Source organism: Novosphingobium sp. FSW06-99, from assembly GCF_001519065.1.
In the GTDB taxonomy this organism is placed as follows: domain Bacteria; phylum Pseudomonadota; class Alphaproteobacteria; order Sphingomonadales; family Sphingomonadaceae; genus Novosphingobium.
In genome coordinates, this window is sequence record NZ_KQ954254.1 from 174,203 (window position 1) to 195,092 (window position 20,890).

The window sequence follows — 20,890 nt, forward strand, 5'->3', positions numbered from 1 at the left end:
TTGGTCGGGGTTTGTTTTGGTCTGGCTTGTCTTGGTCTGTGCAATGGCTATCAGTATTGCATCGTGGGGAATGTCATGCAGCCGGTTGCCGCTCTGTACATCAGTTATGACGGCATGCTGGAGCCGCTGGGACAGAGCCAGGTGATCACCTATCTGGAACGGCTGGGCCATGTCGGCCGGTTTCATGTGATCAGTTATGAAAAACCCGCCGACTGGAGCGATGCCGATCGTCGCGCGGCAGTGGCGGCCCGGTTTGCCCGCGCCGGCATCGTCTGGCATCCGCTGCGGTACCACAAACGCCCGCTGATCGTCTCGACGCTGTACGACCTGGCGGTCGGCATGGTGGTTTCGATCACTTTGGCGCTGCGCTGGAAGATCGGCGTGTTCCATGCGCGCAGCGTCCTGTGTTCGGTGCTGTGCCTGCCCGCCGTGACGATCCGCCGGGGCGCGCTGATTTCCGATATTCGCGGGTTCTGGCCCGACGAGCGGGTCGATGGGGGCAGCCTCGCGCGCGGCGGGCTGGTCCATCGGGTGCTCAAGCGGCTGGAACGGCTGGCCTTGCGCCGATCGCGCGAGATCGTTGTGCTGACCGCGGCATCGGTCCCGATCCTGCGCGGCGATCCCGCGTTCGGCCTGCCCACGGCGCCGATCACGGTCATCCCGACATGCGCGGATCTGGCGCGGTTTGTCCCGGCCACGGCGGGCCCCCCGGCGGTGTTCACGCTGGGCTACGTCGGTTCGATCGGTACGTGGTATTGTTTTGACGAAGTGCTGGCCTGTTTTGCGCTGATCCGTGCGCGTCGTGCCGATGCCCGGCTGCTGGTGGTCAACCGCACCGAACAGGACCGGGTGCGCGCGCTGGTGGCAGACAGTGCGATTGATCCGGCGCATGTAACGATCACCGGAGCCGACCATGCCGGCGTGCCCGACATGATCCGGCGGATGAGCGCGGGCGCCGCGATCATCAGCCCGGTGTTTTCCAAGCAGGCCAGCGCGCCGACCAAGCTGGCCGAATATCTGGGCTGCGGGGTGCCGTGCCTGGGCAATGTCGGGGTGGGCGACATGGCGCAAATTCTCGAGGGCGAAGGCGCGGGCGTGGCGCTCACCGCCTTTACGCCCGAGGCGCGTGCGATTGCCGTGGATCGCCTGCTGGCGCTGTGTGCGCAGCCCGGGATTGCGGCACAGTGCCGGGCAGTCGCCGAACGGCATTTTTCGGTAGAGACCGGCGCGCAGCGCTACGCCGCGATTTATCGACGGATCGCGCAGCATGGCTAGGCGGCGCATGCTGGTGCTGTGCCCCTTTCCGCGCGACACCGCGGCCGGGCAGCGGCTGAAATACGAACCCTATTTCGACGACTGGCGCGCACAGGGCTGGGATATCGATGTTTCGCCCTTTTGCGATCGGCAGTTGTGGCGCGTGCTCTATCAACCGGGAGGCATCGGCGCCAAAGTGCTGGGGACGGTGCGCGGTTACGCGCGGCGGCTGGCCGATCTGGGGCGGTTGCGGCGATACGATCTGGTCTATGTCTATCTGTGGGTCACCCCGCTGGGCCCGGCGCTGTTCGAACGGCTGGTGCTGCGGCTGGCGCGCGCGGTGGTCTATGACCTGGAGGACAACATCGTTGCCGGGCAAGAACCGCGCGCCGACAACCACCCCAATCCGCTCGTGCGCTGGCTGAAAGGCGCGGGCAAGGCGCGGGTGATGGTGGCGCGCGCCGATGCGGTGATCGTCGCCTCGCCCTATCTGGTCGGGCCCGCGCGTGCGCGCAACCTGGCGCGGCAGGTGCGGTGCATCCCCCCCTCGCTCGATACCGACCGCATCTGCCCGGTATCCTGCGCGCGCGCGCCGGGCGCGCGCGTCGTGATCGGCTGGACCGGCACGTTTTCCAGCCGTATCTATCTCGACGACATCGCCGGGGCCTTGCGCGCGCTGGCCCGGCGCGTGCCGTTTACCCTGCGCGTGATCGGCAATTTCGATTATGCCATCGATGGCGTCGTGTGCGAGGTGGTGCGATGGAGCGCCGCGCACGAGGCACGCGATCTGCAATCGCTCGATATCGGCATCTATCCCTTGCGCGACGATGCCTGGACACGCGGCAAGGCGGGGCTGAAGATCATCCAGTATCAGGCGGCAGGCCTGCCCTGCGTGGCCAGCCATGTGCCGTTGTCGGCGGTGCAATTGCGCGATGGCGAAAGCGGCTTTCTGGTGCGCGACCACGCCGAATGGGTCGATCGGCTGGAACGGCTCGTGCGCGATGCGGACTTGCGGCGACGGATGGGCGCGGCGGGCCGTGCCGATGCCGTGGCGCTCTATTCACGCTCTGCCATCGCGCCCGCCTATCGCGCGGTACTGGATCTGGTTGCGACTGCTGACGCCTGATCAAGGGTGCGGTGGTGCATCGCCGGCCGATCGTGACCACGCCTGAACCATCAATACCGACCACAGTGCCTGTGTCGCGTCTTCGCGGCCGGACAAATGGCGCTGCCAGCGGGCGCGCACGACGGGGGGGGCAAACAGGCCGCCATCGGCCAGCGCGCGATCGGACAGCAGGTCTTCCGCCCAATCGCGCAAGGGCCCTTTCAGCCATGTGCCCACCGGCACCGCAAACCCCGCCTTTGGCCGGTCGAACAGATCTCGCGGGACATGGCGGTGCAGCAATTGTTTCAGGATATGCTTGCCCGTCCCGCCCTGGAATTTCAGTTCCGGCGCAATCCGCGCCGCCACGGCGGTGACGCCGGGATCGAGGAACGGGATGCGGGTTTCGAGGCCCACCGCCATCCCCGCCCGATCGACCTTGGTCAGGATGTCGTCAGGCAGATAGGTCACCGCATCAGCCTGCATCATCGCCAGTTCGAGCGGCAGTCCGGCCAGCGCCGGGTCGGTGCCGAGCCGCAGGCTGCGCGCAACCGGGTGCGCCAGTGGCGAGGGCAGGCCGTGCCAATCGTCGAGAAAGCTGTCGAACAGTGCGTCAAAGCCGCCGGCTGCGCCGATGATGCCGATGCCGCGCCGGGCATTGCGCCCGAATTCGCGGCTGCGCCGCCGTCCGGTCAGATCGCACAGTGCGTTCCACAACGCGGGCGGCACCATCCCTGCCACGCCCAGCACACCGCGCCGCAAGGCCGGCGGCAACGGCGCAACGCGGCGCCACACGCGCGGAAACTGCTGATGCCGGTTGTATCCGCCAAACAGTTCATCGCCGGCATCGCCGGTCAGCGCGACGGTGGCCTGCGCGCGGGCAAACTGGCTGACCAGGAATGTCGGGATCTGCGAACTGTCGGCAAAGGGTTCGTCGTACATCGCGGGCAGGCTTGGGATCACCGCGCGCGCCTCGGCCGCGCTGACATACAGTTCATGGTGATCGGTGCCCAGATGCGCGGCGATTGCGCGGGCATGCGGTGCCTCGTCATAGCCCGCCTCGGCAAAGCCGATCGAGAACGTGCGCAGCGGGCCATCGCTGCGCGCGGCGGCCATTGCGGTGATCAGCGAGGAATCGATGCCGCCCGACAGGAACGTGCCAACCGGCACGTCGGCCACCATCTGGCGCGCCACTGCGGCGCCCAGCGCGGCCTCCAGCCGATCGAGCGCCTCGTTCGCGTCGGCGATCGGATCGGCAGCGCCCGCCAGCACTTCGTCGGCATGGGCAAACCAGCGGCACAGCCGCACCGGCCCCGCCGCGCCGACAATCGGCGCTTCGTCCATCGGCGCGCCATCGGCATCATGCGCCACGGTCAGCAGGCATCCCGGTGGCAGCTTGTAGATCCGGCGATAGATCGACAAGGGTGTCGGGACATAGGCGCGCGCCACCAGTCCGGCCAGCGCCTGCGGCGCGACGGGATTGGCAAATCCCGGCAGGCAGCGGATCGGCGCCAGCGTCGAGGCAAAGGCAAACCCCGCCGCCGTCCATCCGTAATAGAGCGGTTTTTCGCCAAACCGGTCACGCGCCAGCGTCAGCGTGCGTGCCTGATTGTCCCACACGGCAAAGGCAAACATGCCTGCCGCGCGCTGTACAGCGCTGCGCACACCCCATGCCGCAATCGCCGCCAGCAACACTTCGGTATCCGAATGACCGCGCCAGGCGGGCGCTTTTCCCGCCTGGTCGAGATCGCGCGCCAGATCGCGGAAATTGTAGATTTCGCCATTGAATGCGATGACATAGCGGCCACACGCCGACACCATCGGCTGGTGCCCGGAAGGGCTCAGATCGAGAATGGCCAGGCGCCGGTGGCCAAGCCCGATGCGTGCATCGGCGGCGATCCAGCAGCCCGCGCTGTCGGGCCCGCGCGTGATCATGCGGTCGGTCATGGCGGTCAGCAACATGCCATCCACACGCGTGCGGCTGCTCAGAAGTCCGGCAACGCCGCACATAGAATTCGGTTCCCCGTGCTTGTCACCTGACCTATAGAATCAGATGATCGTAAATGGCAGATGTGACGACGACCTGGCCGAAAGTAATTTGCAGGCCAGTCGATTGCGGATTGCGCAGATTTAACACACCCGTCGCTGGGCACTCGCGGGTGGGAGGGAATGGGTTTGGCGTGGCCGACGAACTGATTTCCGTTGTGATCACGTGCTACAACCTCGATGCCTATATTGGCTCGGCTATCGGTTCCGCACTCGCTCAGCGGCAGGCCGGACCGTTCGAGGTGATTGTGGTCGATGACGCGTCGACCGACGGGAGCCGGGTTGCGATAGAGCGGTTCGAAGGTGTGCGGTTGGTGGCGTTGGACAGCAATGGCGGTGTCATGCTGGCCATGCTCGCCGGAATAGCTGCGTCACGGGGCGATATCGTCTGCCTGCTGGACGGTGACGATATCTGGGAACCAGGCAAACTCGGCGCCGTGCGCCAGGCATTTCGCGATCCGGGGGTGGTGCTGGTGACGCACGACCTGGATTTCATCAATGCAGCCGGTGACAGGCTTTGTCATCCATCGCGTCCCCGGCAGGTGCTTGGCGCGCTTGCGCCCGGCAAGCGTGGCGAGGCCGTGCGCGCGGGCATTCTCGGGCTTGGCGATTACGTCTGGCTTGGCAGCGCACTAAGCTTTCGGCGAAGCCATCTGGATGAGGCGCGGTTTGCCGCGTGGGTCGGGGCACGGCCCGATCCACGCAATCTGTACCAGGACTGGCCGCTTGCCTATTGGCTGGCCGCTGGGCCCGGCACCATGGCCTATGTCGATCAGCCCTTGTTGTGCTATCGCCTTCATGCGGCCAACCACAGCGGCGACGCGCGGACGGCCGAACGTGCGGTGCGCAACTTTTCGCGTAGTCACAACACACATGCCGCGATTGCCACCCTTGCGTGCGAACGGCGGTTGGATGCGCGTTGGCACACGATCGCGCAGCGGCGCTGCCGGTTGGCCCTCGCTCAGCGCCGTTTCTACGAAGGGCGTATGGCGCGTGGCTGGTACCATCTGCTGGGATCGGTCTGGTATCTGGTGACGCAGGGGCGATTGCTGCACGAATTGGCACGCGCGTTTGCCATTACCCTGTTGCGCCCCGAAGGTCTTGTTGCCGTCAAACGACGGCTGGACGGACGGCGCGCGTAAAGAATGCGGATGCGACGCCGAGTTTCGCCCGCGCGCGGGCATCCGACAAGCACCCAACCATAAAGCCCGACAGCATCTGCCCACCGACCACTCCGACCATCCCGAAGGCATGGCCCAGCAACAATGCCAGCAGGATGCCGCACGTCAGCGAAATCGCATAAATAGCTGTAAGCGCACGCTCCTCGCCACACATCGCCAGCAGAATGGGGCCCATGCCAAACAGGGAGTAGAGCATCTGCCCCGCACAAAGCAGCACCAGCGGCACCCAGGCCTGGGCGTAGGCGCCGCCAAAAACCAGCATGACCGCGAATTTCCCGATGATGACCAGCCCGCCCAGCATCGCCAGCGATAGCGCAGAAATGGCCAGGCTTACGGAGGTCAACAGTTTCTGAAGCGCCGCCTTGTCGCCTTTGCGATAAAGTTTCGCGACGCCGGGTGCCATCACGACATGGGCAATGTTGGTGGGCATGGCGACTAGTGCGATGCACGAAAGTGCGACGCGATAGACGCCGACATCCGTTGCCACCGCCATCGTTCCGATCAATATCAGGCCATAGGTTCCATCAAGCTGGCGCATGATATCGACCAGGCCGAGCGGTAGCGATGCGCGCCACCACTGTGTCTGGACCCGGTCCAGCGTTGCATCGCGCAAGGGCTGGGCCGACCCGTGCGGTGCCTTCATCCGGTCGGCGCTGGCGCCGACCGCCACGACCTGACGCAGCCAATGGCCAGACACCAGCGCCGCCACGGCCGCGACCAGCAACTGGATCGACAAGGCGTGATTGACGTCCAGCTTCATGTGCAGCAGCAGGCACAGCGCACAGACCGCCAATGCCGCAAAGGGACGTCCGCACAGATCCATGAACTGTCCGCGAGACAGCGCGCCGAGGCCCCGCAACGCCGCAGCCTGCAGGCTGGATCGGGTCAGGAAAATGCCGAGCACCGCGCCCGTCGCCCAGCCAGGCAGGCGGCCGTGATCCGGTGCCGGCACGATCGCGGCGACGATGATTGTTACCGCGGCTGTTGCAAGCGATGCGATCAGTGTCGCGCGGGCAAAGCTGTGCCACAGGGCATTGACACGTTGCCACTGCCCCCTGGACGAAAGGACCGCCAATTCGCGTACCGCCAGTTGCGGGATACCCAGCAAAGCGATGTTCATGGTCAACGCGACGATGCTGATCACAAGGCCGTAAATGCCATAGTCACGGGGCCCCAGAACCCGCGCCAGGACCACGCCAAGCCCGAATGTGCTGCCCATACCCGCGATGCGCATGGCCAGGCTGGCCATGCTGGCGCCAAACATCTGGCGCACCATCCTGGCGCCAAGGGGCGCCTCCAGCCTCGACTTTGGCGGCAAATCCGGTTGCATGGTCAAATCACCGTTGCCGCACGCGTGGCCCAGCCATATAGCCATACCCCGATGAACAGTTGCGCGTATCCGCGCAGTCCGCGCCAAAGGTCAAGGGAGCAGATGTCATTGTGGGCGACCTGATATGGCGTTGGTATCTTGCCTTCAAGGGCTATCGCACATTCGGTCGAAAGGTTGCGGTCTTCGGTAACTTTACCGTCGTCAATCGCAAGAATGTAACTATTGGCCAGAATTGCGCGATCAATCATGGCACTTTTCTGCTTGGCAGGACCGGGATCACGATCGGTGACGACGTGGTGCTGTCTGCGCGCTGCATGGTGGTCGATGGCGGTCTCGATCCGGCGAGTTTTCGAACGCCTTCGGCCCGTGTCTATGCGGACCGGCCTATCCGCATCGGCAATGGCAGTTGGATCGGCGCGGGTGCGGTGATCCTTGGCGGGGTTACCATCGGCATGGGCTGTGTGATCGGTGCGGGCGCAGTGGTCAATCGCGATGTTCCCGATGGCTGGCTCGCCGCCGGTAATCCCGCGCGGTTGATCCGGCGCACTGTCCCAGAATCCGCATGAGCAGCCCGCTGCGCTTGTTGCGTCATCGCGCAATGCAACGATTCTGGCAGCGGGTGCATCGCGTTTCGCTGATCGGCATGAATTATTGGGCATCGCATCTGGCGCACACCGGCGAACTGGATGCGATTGCCTGGGTTGCGCGGCGTCTGCGCGATACCGTGCGTCCGGTCATCTTTGATGTCGGCGCGAATGTCGGCGACTATGCCCAGGCCTGCCTGACGGCCTTTCCGGCAGGCTGTGACCTGCATGCATTTGAACCGGCACGCGCGACACATGCCATGTTGCAAAGGCGGTTTGCGCAGCAGAAAGACCGGGTGCATGCACATTGCTGCGCCATGGGCGAGAGCATGGGAAGCGCTTTGCTTCGTTCTTCGGAACCCGGTTCGACAATCGCTTCACTGGTCGATCTGCAAAGTCCGATCCGTCCGTTCGATCCGGCGCTTGCCGAAACTGTCACGGTGGCCACTATCGATGGTTTTTGTGCCGAAAATGGCATCGATCGGATCGATTTCCTGAAGCTTGACGTCGAAGGTTACGAACTGGCTGTCCTGAAAGGGGCTGCGCACATGATCGGCAGAGAAAAAGTGTCGATAATTCAAATGGAATTCGGCGAGAATAACATCAGTTCTCGCAGCTATATGGCCGATTTTGTAAAGTGCTTCGATGGATATGACATGTTTCGAATTGTGCCAGGTGGACTGGTGCCGTGGACGTACGATGGCGGCCGCAGCGAGATTTTTGCCACGATGAACTATCTTTGCGTTGCGCGCCATTTTTCTGATCGCTCTGACCCATGACGGTTTACTGGCTGCTGTTCGGCTATGTCGCGATCATGGCGTTATTGTTTCCGCTGACCCCCGAGCGTGAACGGTTGGGTGCCATGCAGTCCCTTGCGATTCTGGGCTTTGTCGTCGCCTATGTGCTGGTGGCCACCTTGCGCTATCAGATCGGCGGCGACTGGGTGGAATACCAGGACATGTATGACGCGGTGCGCCAGGGGTCGTTGCGTGATGCGGTCCAATTCACCGATCCGGTGTTCGGCATCATGCTGTGGGTGTCGGGCAAGCTGCACGCAGGGATCTATCCGGTCAACGGGCTGTGCGCCGCGCTGATCGCGGTGGGCACTGTGCGGGTGGCGCAGACCACGCGCGAACCCTGGCTGGCGATCCTGGCGGCGGTGCCCTATCTGCTGATCGTGGTGGGCATGGGCTATGTCCGGCAGGCCGGTGCGATCGGCATGATCATGATCGCGATCGCCTCGCTCGGCCGCGCGCGACCGGTCACGATCATTGGTGAACTGGCCCTGGCAATCGGTCTGCATTCGACCGGGGGCATTGTCTTTCCCCTGTTTGGCCCCGGCCTTGCACAGCGGCGACGCTGGCTGGCGCTGGTGATCACCGGGCTTGGTGCGGTGGCCTTTGTGTCGATTCTGTCGTTGCGGATCGACGAATTCGAAAAGGGCTATATCGAACAGGCCTATGAATCCTCCGGTGCGACCGTGCGCCTGTTGATGAACCTGCTGCCGTCGCTGGTGCTATTGGTGCGCTGGCGCGATTTCCCGGTCGAAGGCGGCGCGCGCAGGGTCTGGCTGGGGTTTGCCGTGGCCAGCATCCTGACCTTTGCCGCGCTGATCATCAGCCCGTCGTCGACCGCGGTCGATCGCGTGGGGTTGTATTTCGCACCGGTGCAACTGGTGGTGTTCGGCAGCATGCTCGATTTGCTCCGCGTGCCGCGCGCCGGCATATTTCTGGTGCGCACGGTGATGATCGGGATCGCCGCGCTGGTGCAGATGGTGTGGCTGGTACTGGCCACCGATGCACCGCTGTGGGTGCCCTATCACGCCATTTTCGGCCTGATGTGAATGCCGGCAGCCCCGCTCATCATGGTGTCGGCCAACCAGGCCTGGAACCTGGTCAATTTTCGCGAAGGGGTGATCCGCGCGCTGCTGGCCGACGGGTATCGCGTGATGGCGGTTTCGCCCGACGATCCGAAATGGTGTGCGCGGTTGCGGGCAATGGGGTGCGAATGCGCCGCACTCGACCTTGATGCCGCCGGAACCGCACCCTGGCGGGAACTGCGTACGCTGGTCGCGCTGATCCGGCTGATCCGCCGCCATCGCCCGGTGGCCTGGCTCAGTTGGACGATCAAGCCCAATTGCTATGGCGCGATCGCCGCCCGGCTGGCGGGCGTGCCCGCGCTGCCCAACGTGTCGGGGCTGGGCACCGCGTTCATCCGTCGTTCCCTGCTGACGGTAGTGGCCAGCCTGCTCTACCGGATCGCGCTGCGCCGATGCCCGACCGTGTTCTTTCAGAACGCCGATGACCAGGGCCTGTTCGTCGAGCGCGGGCTGGTGCGGCCGGATCAGGTGCGGCTGCTGCCCGGTTCCGGCATCGATCTTGCGCGTTTTGCGCCGGCCGGCCCGCGCGCGGCGACGGGCGGCCGATTTGTGATGATCGCGCGCCTGCTGGCGGACAAGGGCGTGCGCGAATATGTTGCGGCAGCGCGCTCCGTACGGGCCGAATTTCCCGCCGCCCGCTTCGTGCTGATTGGCGAAGTCGGCGTGGCCAATCGCACAGCAATCGCGCGTGAAGAACTGCAGGCGTGGATCGCGGAAGGGGTGATCACGTATCACGCACCGGTCGAGGATGTGCGCGATGCGATTGCCGCCGCCGACTGGGTCGTCCTGCCGAGCTATCGCGAGGGCCTGTCGCGCGTGCTGGTCGAGGCTGCTGCGCTGGGGCGCCCGATGATCACCACCGACTGCCCGGGCTGCCGCGATGTTGTGAGCGACGGGCAGAACGGCTTTCTGGTGCCCCCACGCGATGGCGAGGCGCTGGCCCGTGCGATGCGCCGTGCGCTCGCGCTGGAGGACACGCAGTGGCACGCGATGGCCAAGGCCAGCCGCCGGATCGCCGAAGACCGCTATTCGGTCGAGCGTGTGGTTGCGCTCTATCGCGCGGCGCTGGCTGATATGGGGGTAATAGCGCGCCGATGACCAAACTGGTGCTGTCCAGTCTTTGCAATTTGCAGGGGCTTCCCATAGAGAGGCGCATGGGTTGGCGGCATCGCCGGACAGGGGCGCCGGCTCCTGGGATGGGCCGCAAAGTGTTGTGCCGTTGGGCAAAACGGGGGATGGGGTGACAAGCAGGCTCGTTGTCGTTGCGGCGATATCCCTGGTGTTGGCCGGGTGCACCACGCGCGAGAAATCGCTGCCCTACAACCCTGCGCTGCTGGGCGTGCCCGATCGTCCGTCGATCGCCGATGTGGCCTATGACGTACCGCTCGGGCCGCTCGATCTGCTGCATGTCACGGTCTTGCGTGTGACCGAGCTCAGCGGCGATTTTCAGGTCGATGCCCATGGCGAGGTGGATCTGCCGCTGATCGGCGCGATCAGCGTCCGCGACCAGAGCCCCGAAAGCTTTGCCCGCAAGCTGCGGCAGCTTTACGGGGAACGCTATCTCAACAATCCCGATATCACCGTGCGCGTGGTGACCACCAACGGCACCAACATTACGATCGAGGGCGGGGTCAACCAGTCGGGCATCTATCCCCTGCCCGGCCGCACCACGTTGCTGGGCGCCGTTGCGCTGGCGCATGGGGTGAACGAAGACAACGGCAACCCCCGCCGCGTGGCAATCTTTCGCAAACAGGGTGGCAAGACCGTGGCGGCGGCGTTTGACCTGATCTCGATCCACCATGGCAAAATGGTCGATCCGGTGGTCTATCCCGGCGACACGATCGTGGTTGACGATGATCTGGTGCGCAAGACCTATCGCGACTTGTTCCAGAGCCTGCCCGCGCTTGCGCTGTTCCATAACCTGTAACCGCACACCCGCGCCCAATCTCCCCGTACCAGACACGAGACAGCAACAATGACGGACCAGCACAGTGTCGTCGGGGCCAAACCGGCCGTACAGCGCGAACCGGGGGCGGCGATGTCCCGCAATGCGCTGGAAATTCACGAAATCCTGCGGATCGTGGGGGAACGCTATCGCATCATTCTGGCGGTCGGCTTGTGCGGGTTGCTGCTGGGGCTGGGTGTGTCGTTGCTGGCAACGCCACTCTATCGCGCCTCTGCGCTGCTCGAATACGACCCCTCGGCGACCGAATCGCTCGATAACACGCGGGGCGCGGCGTCGCGCTCGTTCATCGCCAACCAGCAGGTGATCGCCACCCAACTGGGCCTGTTGCGCAGCGACGCATTGACCCGGCGCGTGGCCGAAGATCTAAATCTGGCAGCCGTTCCGGCCTATGGCGGCACCACCGGCACGCGCGACGAGCGTGTCAAACGCGCCGCCGCCCGGATCAGCGCCAGCACCGTTGCCGAATCGGTCAAGGACAGCATGCTGCTGAAAGTCAGCATTGCCTCGCCCGATCCGGCGATGGCGGCGCGCATCGCCTCGGGCATGGCCCAGGGCTTCATCGCCAGCAGCCTCGAACGGCGGTACAATTCCTCGGCCTATGCCCGGCACTTCCTCAGCGATCAGCTCGCGCGGACCAAGACCGCGCTGGAAGAATCCGAGCGGGCAGTCGATGACTATGCCATCCGTTCAAATCTGTTCCGCACCCCGGGACAGATCGTCGACGGCAAATCGAACGAAGGCGTCACGCTGTCGGTTACCGATCTTGCCGCGATGGAAGAGGCGCTCAACCAGGCCCGTGTCAAACGGATCGCGACCGAAAGCGCGTGGCGCAACGGCAGCGCCGATCATGCGCTCGAAACAGCCCCGGCGCTGTCGCCGCTGATCGTGCAGCGATCGTCCCTGCAGGCGCAATATGCCCAGAACAGCCGGCTGTTCAAACCCGACTATCCCGCCATGCAGGAACTGGCCGCTCAGATCGAACGGCTCGACGCGGCCATCGCGGCGGAAAAGAGCCGGGGCACGGGGGATCAGGCGGCGCAGTTGCTGGCGGCCTATCGCACCGCGCTTCAGGCCGAAACCGACCTGGCCGCGCGCGTTGCCAATGCCAAGGGGCAAGTGCAGGACGAGCGCAGCCGGTCGATCCAGTACAACATTCTTCAGCGCGAGGCCGATACCAACCGCACGCTCTACGATGCGTTGCTGCAACGCTTCAAGGAAGTGGGCGTGGCCGGGGGCATCGGCCAGAGCAACGTGTCGCTGGTCGACGATGCGCAAATTCCGCAGCGGCCTTTCAGCCCCAACATCGCGCTCAATTGCGGGGTTGGCCTGTTCTTCGGGCTGGTGGCCGGATTGGCAGCGGCGTTTGTGGTGCACTTGCTGTTCGACACTATCGGCACTTCGGCCGATGCGCGGGAAAAGCTGGGCCTGCGCGTGCTGGGCAATATTCCGATGGATGCCAGCGGCGCCAGGATGATCGAATCGCTGACCGATCCCAAATCGGCAGTGACCGAGGCCTATTATTCGACGCTGACTGCGCTGAAATTTGCACGCGCCAAAGGCATGCCGCGCACGGTTTTCGTCACATCGGCGCATCCCGGCGAAGGCAAATCGACCACGGCCTATGCGATCGCGGTCACTTCGGCGCGGCTGGGGCGCAAGGTCCTGCTGATCGACGCCGATCTGCGACGCCCCACGTTTTCCTCGCGCACGACGCATGAACTGGGCTTTGCGCACTTGCTGGCCAGCGAGGATGCGTTGGCCACTTATGCCCGCCCCACCACTCTGGACAACGTCAGCCTGCTGCCCGTCGGCAGTTTTACAGGCTCGCCCGCCGAACTGCTGAGCTCGGTGCGGCTTGGCGCGATCGTGGCCGAGGCGGCCGCGCACTATGACCAGGTCGTGCTCGACGGACCGCCGGTGCTGGGTCTCGCCGATGCGCCGTTGCTCGGTTCGGTCGCAGAGGGGACAGTGGTCGTGGTTGAAAGCCGCAAGACCCGCACCAACACCATCCACGAAATGATCCGTCGTCTGGATGAGGCCGGTGCCTCGGTGCTGGGCATCGTCCTGACCAAGATCGCGCGCAGCAGCGGCAGCTATGGGTACCAATACCAGTATCAGTATGACCGCGCCTCCGAAGGATCGGGCAAGCCCCGGTTCGACCCCGGACTGTCACTGGGGCAGATGCCCGGAGGCGAGTGAGGTTGGTGGGCGGGCCGATCGAACCACGCCATATTCGGGCCGGGCTGACCGGCGCTGCGCTGATCGGCGCGGTGGCACTGACAATGGCGGCAGACGTGGTGGCGAGCGGTCTGGCCGGGCCGGCACCGGATTCACGCCGGGCGAGCGGGTTTGGTCCGGCCGATCTTGGCCGCCTGCGGGCGCTGACCGGCCTTGACGGTGCAGCCCCGGCAACCGTGCGCGCGGCGCTGGCCTCGGCCCCATTGGCGTGGGAACCGTTCTATGCGGCCGGTGCCGCGTTGCTGCCACGGCCCGAGGCGGCGCCCCTGTTGCAAGAGGCGGCACGCCGCGACCCGCATGCCGGCGGGCCACATCTGGCGCTGCTGGGACTGGCCGCCGATCGTGGGGGCATGACCCAGGTCATGGTTCAGCTATCCGCGCTGCAGCGTCTCGATGGCGTGTTTGGCGACGGTCTGGCGGCCAAGCTGGGCGCGCATGTCGCGCGCGCGGCCGACGCCACGCAGGCCGCCGCCGCGTTGTCGGGCCATCCCGCGCTGGTGGCGCCGTTCCTCGATGGCTTTGCGCGCACACAGCGACCGGCAGCGCTGGTCCTGGCGCTGGTTGACGCCTTGCCAGCCGCTGCACTTGACGATCCGCGCGCGCGCGCCAGCGCGGTTGCCGAAATGGTGCGCATCGGCGCTTATGCCCGCGCACGCGCGCTGTGGCTGGGCGGGTTGCGCGCCACGGCCCGGCCGCAAGGCCCGGTCTACAGCCCCGATTTCGCCGATCTGACCGCGCCGCCGCCTTTTGGATGGGCGTTGCAGGCCAGCGATGCGGGGGTTGCCGAGCGCGATCGGGCGCGCGGGCTGGCGCTGACCGCGTATGGCCGGGTGGCGGGGCCGCTGGTCAGCCAGCTTGTCACGGCTATGCCAGGGCGCTGGCGGCTGCAGCTTGTCTATGCGCCACAGGGCGGTGCGGCCGGCGTGCTGCGGCTGCGCGCGCGCTGCGCCGATGATGGGGCCGTGCTGGCCGAACGGGCGCTCGACAATGGCATGGCCGGGCCGCAGCGCCTCGATCTGCCCTTCGTGGTGCCGACCGGCCACTGTGCGGCGCAAACTCTTGAAATTGCCGCGCAGGCGACTGATGACGCGCGTGGCCAGGCGGTGCAGGTGCGTCAATTGCGCCTGTCGGGCCCCGCGCCGCGATGAGCGCGTTGCGCGACCGGGCGATGCGCTGGCTTGCGCTTGGCTATCTGGCGGCCGCGCTGGTGTTGGGCGGGGCCAGTGCGGCAGGTTATCCGGCCAACTATGCCCTGCAACTGGTCGGCGCGCTGCTGATCGCGGCCAGCATGTGGCGCGACGGGGGCGCGGGGCACCGGTCGGGGCTGGGCCCGTGGGCCATGGCGGTTGCGCTGTTGGCGCTGGTCCAGTTCGTACCTTTGCCTCCGGCGATCTGGGTACACCTGCCCGGGCGTGACCGGGTCGCTGCGGGCTTTGACCTGCTGGGCATGCCGCGTCCGTGGCTGACACTGTCGCTGTCACCATGGCGTTCACTTGCCACGCTTGCCTGGGCGATTCCGGCGGCGGCAGTGTTCGTCGTGATGCGTGGGCGCCATGCCCCCGATTGGCACAGCGCGGCGCGACTGGTCGTGGTCTTGGCGCTGGGGTCGGTCCTGCTCGGGCTGGCGCAGCAACTGGGCGGTGGTCCCTATCCTTATGCCATCACCAACTACGGTCTGGGGCCGGGCCTGTTTGCCAACAGCAACCATCAAAGCAGCTTTTTGCTGATGGCGCTGGCGTTGGGGACAGGGGCGGTCTGTCCTGTGCCTGCCCGGTGGGACCGTCGGGTCATGGCGGCGGTCTGTGGTGGGGTGCTGGTGATTGGCGTGCTGGCCAACCGGTCGCTCGCCTGCATGGCGCTGCTGCCGGTCGAGGTGATTGCGCTGGTGGCGCTGGCGCGGCCCGATCTGCGGCGCGCGATCGTTGTCGGCCTGCCCCTGCTGGCCCTGGCGGCGATCGGGTTGGCGGTGTTCGGCCCGATTGCCAACGATCTGACCGGGCACGGGGCCGTGCCGGGAATCAGCCGGCACGATTTCCTGGTCAACGGCATACGGATTTTGCGCGATCATGGGGTGCTGGGCACCGGCCTTGGCAGTTTTCCCGATATCTATCGCTGGTATGAAGACCCCGCACTGGCCGGGCCGACATTCGTCAACCACGCCCACGATGATCTGCTGGAGCTGTTGATCGAGACAGGGGTGTTCGGGGTACTGGCGATCATCGCTTTTCTTGGCTGGTTTGCCCCCCGTGCGGTCGGGCTGTGGCGCGCAAGGGCTGGCGACCCGATGGCGCAGGCCGCGACGATCGCGGTTACGGTCGCGCTCGTGCACAGTCTGGCCGACTATCCGTTGCGCACCGCCGCGCTGTCGTGCCTGTTCGCGCTGTGCTGTGCCATGATCGCGCAATCATGAGGCTGTGCGCCAGGGCACGCTGAGCGTCAACCGCACGCTGCGCCCCAGGGCGGGGGTGCCCACGGCATCGTGCCAGTGGCCATTGGCCATGTTCAGAACGGCCAGCCCGACATCGAGACGGCGCGTTGCATTCCAGCTCAGTTCGGCATCGCCGGCCAGATGGCCGGGGGTGACGACGGCGCCGGTCGGGATCGCGCTGTCATCGAATGCGCTGTTGCCGCGCACGGCGATGCGCGCGTGCCAGGCGTGCCGGTCCCACGCCACATGCACGTTGCCGTTCCAGTTCGGGCGCCCGGTCAGCGGCGTGGTGCTGTCGAGCCACATGCGCGTGACCGCGCCGCCAAGCGACCAGTCATGGTCCAGCGCCACGGTGGCCGCCGCCTCGATCCCCCGTGCCGAGACCGTGTCCCGGTTGACGAGGTGAAACACGGTCGGATCGAAGTCGATCAGGTCGTGAAAGCGGTTGTCGAAGGCGCTGAACGCCAGCCGGTTGCCGTCCCGTTGCCATTCCACCCCGGCCTCGACCGCGCGGCTGCGTTCGGGTTTCAACGCCGGATCGCCGACCAGCGGGTTGCCCAGCGCATAAAGGCTGGGCAGCATATAGCCGTTGGCAATGTGCGAAAACAGCGTCGGGCCAACGGGCATCGGTTGCCAGGTCACGCCGCCGCGCCCGGTCCACACGCCTGTACCGCCCGCCAACTGATCATGACGCAAGGCAGCGTTGACCGCGATCCCGCCAAGCGGGCGCAGGCTCGCCTCGGCAAAGCCGCTGTGGATCACGCGGGTCAGCGCAAAGCGGACCGGCAGCACAACGCCATAATCGATCGACCCGGTGCTCGTCCCGTCCTCGCGCAGCACCGCCGCGCCAGCCGACGCGGTGAGCACGCCAAGACGGGCGGCCACGTCGGCAACGATTTCGAGCCGGGTAAAGCGGTTTGCGGCGATCTCTGCAGGCACGCCCGACAGCACGCCCGGTGCAATCGCAGGGGTGTCGATGTCGGCATCGAGGTGCGACCAGCTTGCACTCAGCGCCGGTCGGATCGTGGCTTCGGCATTGCCGCGCAACGCCAGCGCGGTCGCTACCAGGGTGGTGCGGCGTTGTTCCAGTGTGCGATCGATCGCCAGATCGGGGCCGCCGCTGTCTTCGGGAAAATCCCGCGCAAGGCTATGGGCATAGAGCACGGTTGCACTCAGCCGGTAATCGCCGATGTGCTGGTCGAACCTGGTCAGCGCCTGATCGCGGCGCAACCCGCCCGCCGGATCGCCGCGCCCGCTGTCGCGATGGCCCAGTCCGACGATCGCGCCGCCACTGCCCCAACCGCCGGTCGCGCTGGCCGAAGCGGCGCTTCCGGCCAGGGTGTCGACCCAGGCTTGCGCCCCTGTCACCAGCGCCCCGGATGCCGGATCGCGCGGCACGATCTGCACCACGCCCGACAGTGCGTCCGACCCGTAAATGGCCGAATCCGCGATGCGTGACACATCGATCCGTTGCACAAGTTGCGGGTCCAGCAGCGTGAAATCGAACGATTCCCCCGCGCTGTTGGTCGGATCGTTCAGCCTGATGCCGTCGAGCTGGACCATGGTGAAATTCGGCTGTCCGCCGCGCACCGACAGGAAACTGCCCCCACCGGGACCGCCGGTCGAAAACGCCCGAACGCCTGGCACATCGTTGAGCACATCGAGCAGCGAATCGCTTTGCCGGTCGGCAATCCCGGCAATCCCGGCCGTGCCAAGGCTGGTCAGGCCGACCGTATCACCGGTGCGCGATCCGGTGACCACCAGTTGCGGATCGATGGACTGGGCATGCACCGCGCCCGGCAGGCACAGCCCTGCCAGCGCCGCAATCCCGACCAGACCGCGCGCGTGGCCCGGTCGGCTGCAAGGAAGGCCTGTCATCAGGTGCTGCGCATGGCCCGGCTGAGCTTGTGGATGTCCACCCGGTCCGGTTCCGTCGTGCCTGCCTGCACCGCGCCCGCGCCTTGATCAAGAAAGCGATAGAGCAGGCTGCGCTGCCCGACGGTCAGGTCTCGCGTCGGCGGCATATAGCGGAACGCCTCGAAATTGGCAGGATCGGTCAGCTTGCGGATGATCGGCGCATAGGCGAGCACTTGCGCCTCGTCGCCCAACCGCAACCAGTTGTCCATGCACGGAGCCATCGCTTCCCAACTCGACAGGACATAAGTGTGCACATTGTCCCAGGTGGGGGCCAGCGCGGCGATCTTTTCGTCCTGCGGCAGAACACGCAGATACATGTAGGTCTGGATCAGCGGGTTGAATGCGTTGCCGATTGGCAGCACCGGATCGGGACCGGCCTGGAACACCAGTCCGTCAACCGTTGGTGTACCGGTCTCCAGCGCAAACTGCACGCGCCCGTCGGCATCGGTGGTGGCCGCCAGATGCGTTGCCTGTGTCGCGGCCATGTCCGACATCACGACCGCAACGCCCGCCGGTGCGACTGCCCCGCGCTGATAGACCTGCACCTCGACATGGGCGCGATCGCCCTGGTTGGCATAGAGGTTGGGCATCGACGGCACCGCGCGCAGCGGCGCCTCCTGCAGATAGGTCGTGCCATCGGGGCCTTTGATCGACAGGTCCATCCCGGCCAGTTGCGCGGCCAGCGCGGGCGCGAGCGGGATATCGACGATCCCCGACGTGGCCTCGTAGGCGGCGCGATCATAGTGCGAGAAGGGGATCGTGGCGACTGTGGTGATGGCAACCGCGGGTGCGGGATCGGCTGCGACGAGTTCCAGCGTGCCGATATCGATCTTTTCACCCGCGCGGTCGGCGCAGGGGATGGCATTCGACAGGTCGAGCGCGATCCCGGCTGCGCCGACGCGCGCAAAGGCCGTGCCGACGGCGGGCCCGGCATTGGTCTGCAAGGTTGGCGAATTGAAGCCGGGGATCGTCGCCATGGTCGAGACCAGCGCCCGCTCGCACGCCTCGGTCGGCACTTCGTCCCGACGCCACAGGCCCAGCGTGCCGACCAGCAGGCTGCGCGCGGGATTGGGCTGAAACCCGCCCGCCCTGATCTTGGCCTGCAACGCGGCCCCCGCGGCGGCGGCGGCCGGCGAACGGTTCGCCAGCGTTGGATCGTCGTAATAGATCGTGCGATAAGTCGTAAAACGCAGCATCAGACCGGCCACGGCCGGATCGTCCATCGCCCTTGCCAGTGCGGCCAGCACGCCCGAATTGTGCGGGTCGATCACCAGGCCGTCGTCTTTGGCAAAGCAGGTCTGCCACATCACCGAGGCGATCCCGGCAATCATGTTGTTGGCGGGATTGGCGTTGAAATTGATGAAGCGGTCGTTCAGCCGGATCGATCGCCGGCCCGATACATGGCACCCCCCGGCAATGCCAAAGGCGATGTCGTCGAAAAACAGTTGCGAACTCCACGCCCCATAAGGTTCTGAATCGATCAGCATGCCGGTGAAATTCACCGGTGCGCTGACGAAGGGATCGTCGGTATCCAGCCCGTTACCCGCATCGACGCCCGAAACAGCGGTGTTGAAAAAGGGCGAGCGATAGCTGCCGTGGGGGTTCCAGCTACCTGCCGAGACGATCTCGTCGACAGCGGTCTGGCGGAATGCGGCCACTTTTGCCGCGAACGGAGCGTTGTTGAGCAAGGGCGTACACGCGTCTTCGTCGTAGGCGGCGGCGGCCTGGAATGTGCCCGAATCGGGCGGGCCATAGTTGTTGGTGGTGACCGGGTCCCAGGCGATTTCGCCTTTGAAATAGACGCGGGGCTTGTCCAGGACGCTCATGCTGCGGCTCCCTCGGTTTGCGTCGTGGTCGCTTGTCCGCCCAGATAGACGAACGCGGGGCCCGAGACGTGTGTGCCGTCTGCGAGCGGGGCGTTGAGTGCCGCCATTGCTGCCATGCGCAAGTCGAACATCGCGCGCACAGCAACCCCAAGTTCGCCTGCCGATCCGGCAAACGCCTTGCCCAGCGCATCGACCATGGCGGTGAAGGCGGCGTTGCATGCCGCCTGCGCGGCTTGTGCAGGGGCCGGGTCGTGGACGAAATCATGCTCTTGCGGATTGGCAATGGCGGGATAGGCGGCCTGCCAGTCAACCCCGAGCGGCGCCCCCCAGGTGTAGTTCGAACCATCGTCGGCCTGGGTCAGCACCCGGTTCTGGGCGATTTCCCAGAACCGGTAATAATGGGCCAGATCGTGCTGGAAATCGAGCGGGCTGCCGGGCTGGTCGGGGCGAACCGGGGTGCCTTCGCCTTCGGACACGATCTGGTTGATGGCGCGGTGGGCATCGGCATAGCCGTTCACATCGAAGATCTGGCCCTGAAAGAACTGCGCATCGCCGATCTGGTTGCGGCCTACCGTCCAGTCGCTTGCCGGCAGTTTCGACAAGGCGATATCGATGCGGTGGTAGTATTCGCCGATCGACACGTCTTCATCCTGGCCTATGGCCAGCGCCACGCGGGGCTTGATCGGTTCGTCGGGTGCCTCGATCGCCATGCCCTGCGCAATCGCCGCCGGCGTGAACGGCAACAGGCCGACCGTCAGCCCTTTGGCAACTCCGCCGGGCAGGGGGCCGGGATAGTGCGGGGGGGTGACCGCAGGCGTGCCGCCGATCGCGTTGAGAATGTTGCAGGCCAGACACATGTGGATCATTTCCTGCCTGATGATCGAATCCAGCAGGGCCAGGGCTGCCGCGTTGGTGCCCGGCAGGATCGTGAACTTCGCGTAGAGATAAGGCGGTAGCGTCGCAAACTCGAGATCGATCGCGTTCTGCACGAGTCGCTGGATGTCGAAGACCCCCTGAGGCTCCTTCCAGGTCAGCATGACCATAACTTGCTCTCCGTCAATAACGCCGGTTCAAAAAATTGCTTCCAGAATGAAGTTATTCGATTCAGAGCAATCCTATGCCTGTTGTCGACAATCGTC

17 protein-coding genes are annotated in these 20,890 nt (G+C 65.6%); 11 read left to right on the forward strand and 6 right to left on the reverse strand.

Features of this window, described 5'->3' with window-relative positions; genetic code table 11:
- Positions 1 to 75 precede the first annotated feature (75 nt).
- Positions 76 to 1,275 carry a glycosyltransferase gene (locus AQZ49_RS07610; RefSeq protein WP_067614605.1) on the forward strand — a complete coding sequence of 400 codons (1,200 nt, stop codon included), beginning with the start codon at positions 76 to 78 and terminating at the stop codon, positions 1,273 to 1,275.
- Positions 1,268 to 2,380 carry a glycosyltransferase family 4 protein gene (locus tag AQZ49_RS07615; protein ID WP_082701638.1) on the forward strand — a complete coding sequence of 371 codons (1,113 nt, stop codon included), beginning with the start codon at positions 1,268 to 1,270 and terminating at the stop codon, positions 2,378 to 2,380. The genes AQZ49_RS07610 and AQZ49_RS07615 overlap by 8 nt, the downstream gene beginning before the upstream one ends.
- On the opposite strand, the gene asnB is transcribed toward AQZ49_RS07615, so the two are convergent.
- Positions 2,381 to 4,366, reverse strand: a complete 1,986-nt coding sequence (asnB, locus tag AQZ49_RS07620; RefSeq protein ID WP_067614609.1) for an asparagine synthase (glutamine-hydrolyzing) — start codon at positions 4,364 to 4,366, stop codon at positions 2,381 to 2,383.
- A gap of 170 nt (positions 4,367 to 4,536) precedes the next feature.
- Here asnB and AQZ49_RS07625 point away from each other — a divergent pair, with 170 nt between their 5' ends.
- Positions 4,537 to 5,544 carry a glycosyltransferase gene (locus AQZ49_RS07625; RefSeq protein ID WP_067614611.1) on the forward strand — a complete coding sequence of 336 codons (1,008 nt, stop codon included), beginning with the start codon at positions 4,537 to 4,539 and terminating at the stop codon, positions 5,542 to 5,544.
- Here AQZ49_RS07625 and AQZ49_RS07630 read toward each other — a convergent pair.
- On the reverse strand, positions 5,513 to 6,958 hold the full coding sequence (locus AQZ49_RS07630; protein ID WP_082701640.1) for a lipopolysaccharide biosynthesis protein: 1,446 nt from the start codon (positions 6,956 to 6,958) through the stop codon (positions 5,513 to 5,515). The two genes, AQZ49_RS07625 and AQZ49_RS07630, sit on opposite strands and share 32 nt — an antisense overlap.
- Positions 6,916 to 7,161, reverse strand: a complete 246-nt coding sequence (locus tag AQZ49_RS22520) for a hypothetical protein (protein WP_197410969.1) — start codon at positions 7,159 to 7,161, stop codon at positions 6,916 to 6,918. The genes AQZ49_RS07630 and AQZ49_RS22520 overlap by 43 nt, the downstream gene beginning before the upstream one ends.
- Before the next feature lie 45 nt (positions 7,162 to 7,206).
- Between AQZ49_RS22520 and AQZ49_RS22525 the strand changes: the two genes are divergently transcribed.
- The 8 genes from AQZ49_RS22525 to AQZ49_RS07670 all read left to right on the forward strand — a co-directional run bounded on the left by AQZ49_RS22525 (position 7,207) and on the right by AQZ49_RS07670 (position 15,990).
- Complete coding sequence (locus AQZ49_RS22525; protein WP_231739023.1) at positions 7,207 to 7,479, forward strand: DapH/DapD/GlmU-related protein; 273 nt, start codon at positions 7,207 to 7,209, stop codon at positions 7,477 to 7,479.
- Entirely contained in the window at positions 7,476 to 8,276 is an 801-nt protein-coding gene (locus AQZ49_RS07640) for an FkbM family methyltransferase (protein ID WP_067614617.1), read from the forward strand. The genes AQZ49_RS22525 and AQZ49_RS07640 overlap by 4 nt, the downstream gene beginning before the upstream one ends.
- Positions 8,273 to 9,340: an EpsG family protein gene (locus AQZ49_RS07645; protein ID WP_067614619.1), complete on the forward strand. Its 1,068-nt coding sequence runs from the start codon at positions 8,273 to 8,275 to the stop codon at positions 9,338 to 9,340. Before AQZ49_RS07640 ends, AQZ49_RS07645 begins: the two co-directional genes overlap by 4 nt.
- Positions 9,341 to 10,474, forward strand: a complete 1,134-nt coding sequence (locus AQZ49_RS07650) for a glycosyltransferase family 4 protein (RefSeq protein ID WP_067614621.1) — start codon at positions 9,341 to 9,343, stop codon at positions 10,472 to 10,474.
- Between the two features lie 142 nt (positions 10,475 to 10,616).
- A complete protein-coding gene (locus AQZ49_RS07655) occupies positions 10,617 to 11,303 on the forward strand; it encodes a polysaccharide biosynthesis/export family protein (RefSeq protein ID WP_197410971.1) in 687 nt (228 codons plus the stop codon).
- Positions 11,304 to 11,351: 48 nt separating this feature from the next.
- On the forward strand, positions 11,352 to 13,541 hold the full coding sequence (locus AQZ49_RS07660) for a GumC family protein (RefSeq protein WP_067614625.1): 2,190 nt from the start codon (positions 11,352 to 11,354) through the stop codon (positions 13,539 to 13,541).
- Complete coding sequence (locus AQZ49_RS07665; protein WP_156428203.1) at positions 13,538 to 14,728, forward strand: hypothetical protein; 1,191 nt, start codon at positions 13,538 to 13,540, stop codon at positions 14,726 to 14,728. The genes AQZ49_RS07660 and AQZ49_RS07665 overlap by 4 nt, the downstream gene beginning before the upstream one ends.
- On the forward strand, positions 14,725 to 15,990 hold the full coding sequence (locus AQZ49_RS07670) for an O-antigen ligase family protein (protein WP_067614629.1): 1,266 nt from the start codon (positions 14,725 to 14,727) through the stop codon (positions 15,988 to 15,990). Before AQZ49_RS07665 ends, AQZ49_RS07670 begins: the two co-directional genes overlap by 4 nt.
- Here the strand turns inward: AQZ49_RS07670 and AQZ49_RS07675 are convergent.
- From AQZ49_RS07675 to AQZ49_RS07685, 3 genes are read right to left on the reverse strand one after another with little or no spacing between them, the layout of a single operon-like run.
- Positions 15,985 to 17,886, reverse strand: coding sequence for a TonB-dependent receptor plug domain-containing protein (locus AQZ49_RS07675; RefSeq protein ID WP_067614631.1), 1,902 nt, complete (start codon positions 17,884 to 17,886; stop codon positions 15,985 to 15,987). The two genes, AQZ49_RS07670 and AQZ49_RS07675, sit on opposite strands and share 6 nt — an antisense overlap.
- Positions 17,886 to 19,751 carry a hypothetical protein gene (locus tag AQZ49_RS07680; RefSeq protein WP_067614632.1) on the reverse strand — a complete coding sequence of 622 codons (1,866 nt, stop codon included), beginning with the start codon at positions 19,749 to 19,751 and terminating at the stop codon, positions 17,886 to 17,888. The genes AQZ49_RS07675 and AQZ49_RS07680 overlap by 1 nt, the downstream gene beginning before the upstream one ends.
- Positions 19,748 to 20,794: a ferritin-like domain-containing protein gene (locus tag AQZ49_RS07685; RefSeq protein WP_067614634.1), complete on the reverse strand. Its 1,047-nt coding sequence runs from the start codon at positions 20,792 to 20,794 to the stop codon at positions 19,748 to 19,750. The genes AQZ49_RS07680 and AQZ49_RS07685 overlap by 4 nt, the downstream gene beginning before the upstream one ends.
- Positions 20,795 to 20,890: the final 96 nt, after the last annotated feature.

Coding starts and splice junctions, on each gene's coding strand:
- AQZ49_RS07610 (WP_067614605.1), top strand. CDS start 76: ATGCAGCCGGTTGCCGCTCTGTACATCAGTTATGACGGCATGCTGGAG.
- AQZ49_RS07615 (WP_082701638.1), top strand. CDS start 1,268: ATGGCTAGGCGGCGCATGCTGGTGCTGTGCCCCTTTCCGCGCGACACC.
- asnB (WP_067614609.1), bottom strand. CDS start 4,366: ATGTGCGGCGTTGCCGGACTTCTGAGCAGCCGCACGCGTGTGGATGGC.
- AQZ49_RS07630 (WP_082701640.1), bottom strand. CDS start 6,958: ATGGCTATATGGCTGGGCCACGCGTGCGGCAACGGTGATTTGACCATG.
- AQZ49_RS22520 (WP_197410969.1), bottom strand. CDS start 7,161: ATGATTGATCGCGCAATTCTGGCCAATAGTTACATTCTTGCGATTGAC.
- AQZ49_RS07640 (WP_067614617.1), top strand. CDS start 7,476: ATGAGCAGCCCGCTGCGCTTGTTGCGTCATCGCGCAATGCAACGATTC.
- AQZ49_RS07645 (WP_067614619.1), top strand. CDS start 8,273: ATGACGGTTTACTGGCTGCTGTTCGGCTATGTCGCGATCATGGCGTTA.
- AQZ49_RS07650 (WP_067614621.1), top strand. CDS start 9,341: ATGCCGGCAGCCCCGCTCATCATGGTGTCGGCCAACCAGGCCTGGAAC.
- AQZ49_RS07660 (WP_067614625.1), top strand. CDS start 11,352: ATGACGGACCAGCACAGTGTCGTCGGGGCCAAACCGGCCGTACAGCGC.
- AQZ49_RS07670 (WP_067614629.1), top strand. CDS start 14,725: ATGAGCGCGTTGCGCGACCGGGCGATGCGCTGGCTTGCGCTTGGCTAT.
- AQZ49_RS07675 (WP_067614631.1), bottom strand. CDS start 17,886: ATGACAGGCCTTCCTTGCAGCCGACCGGGCCACGCGCGCGGTCTGGTC.
- AQZ49_RS07680 (WP_067614632.1), bottom strand. CDS start 19,751: ATGAGCGTCCTGGACAAGCCCCGCGTCTATTTCAAAGGCGAAATCGCC.
- AQZ49_RS07685 (WP_067614634.1), bottom strand. CDS start 20,794: ATGGTCATGCTGACCTGGAAGGAGCCTCAGGGGGTCTTCGACATCCAG.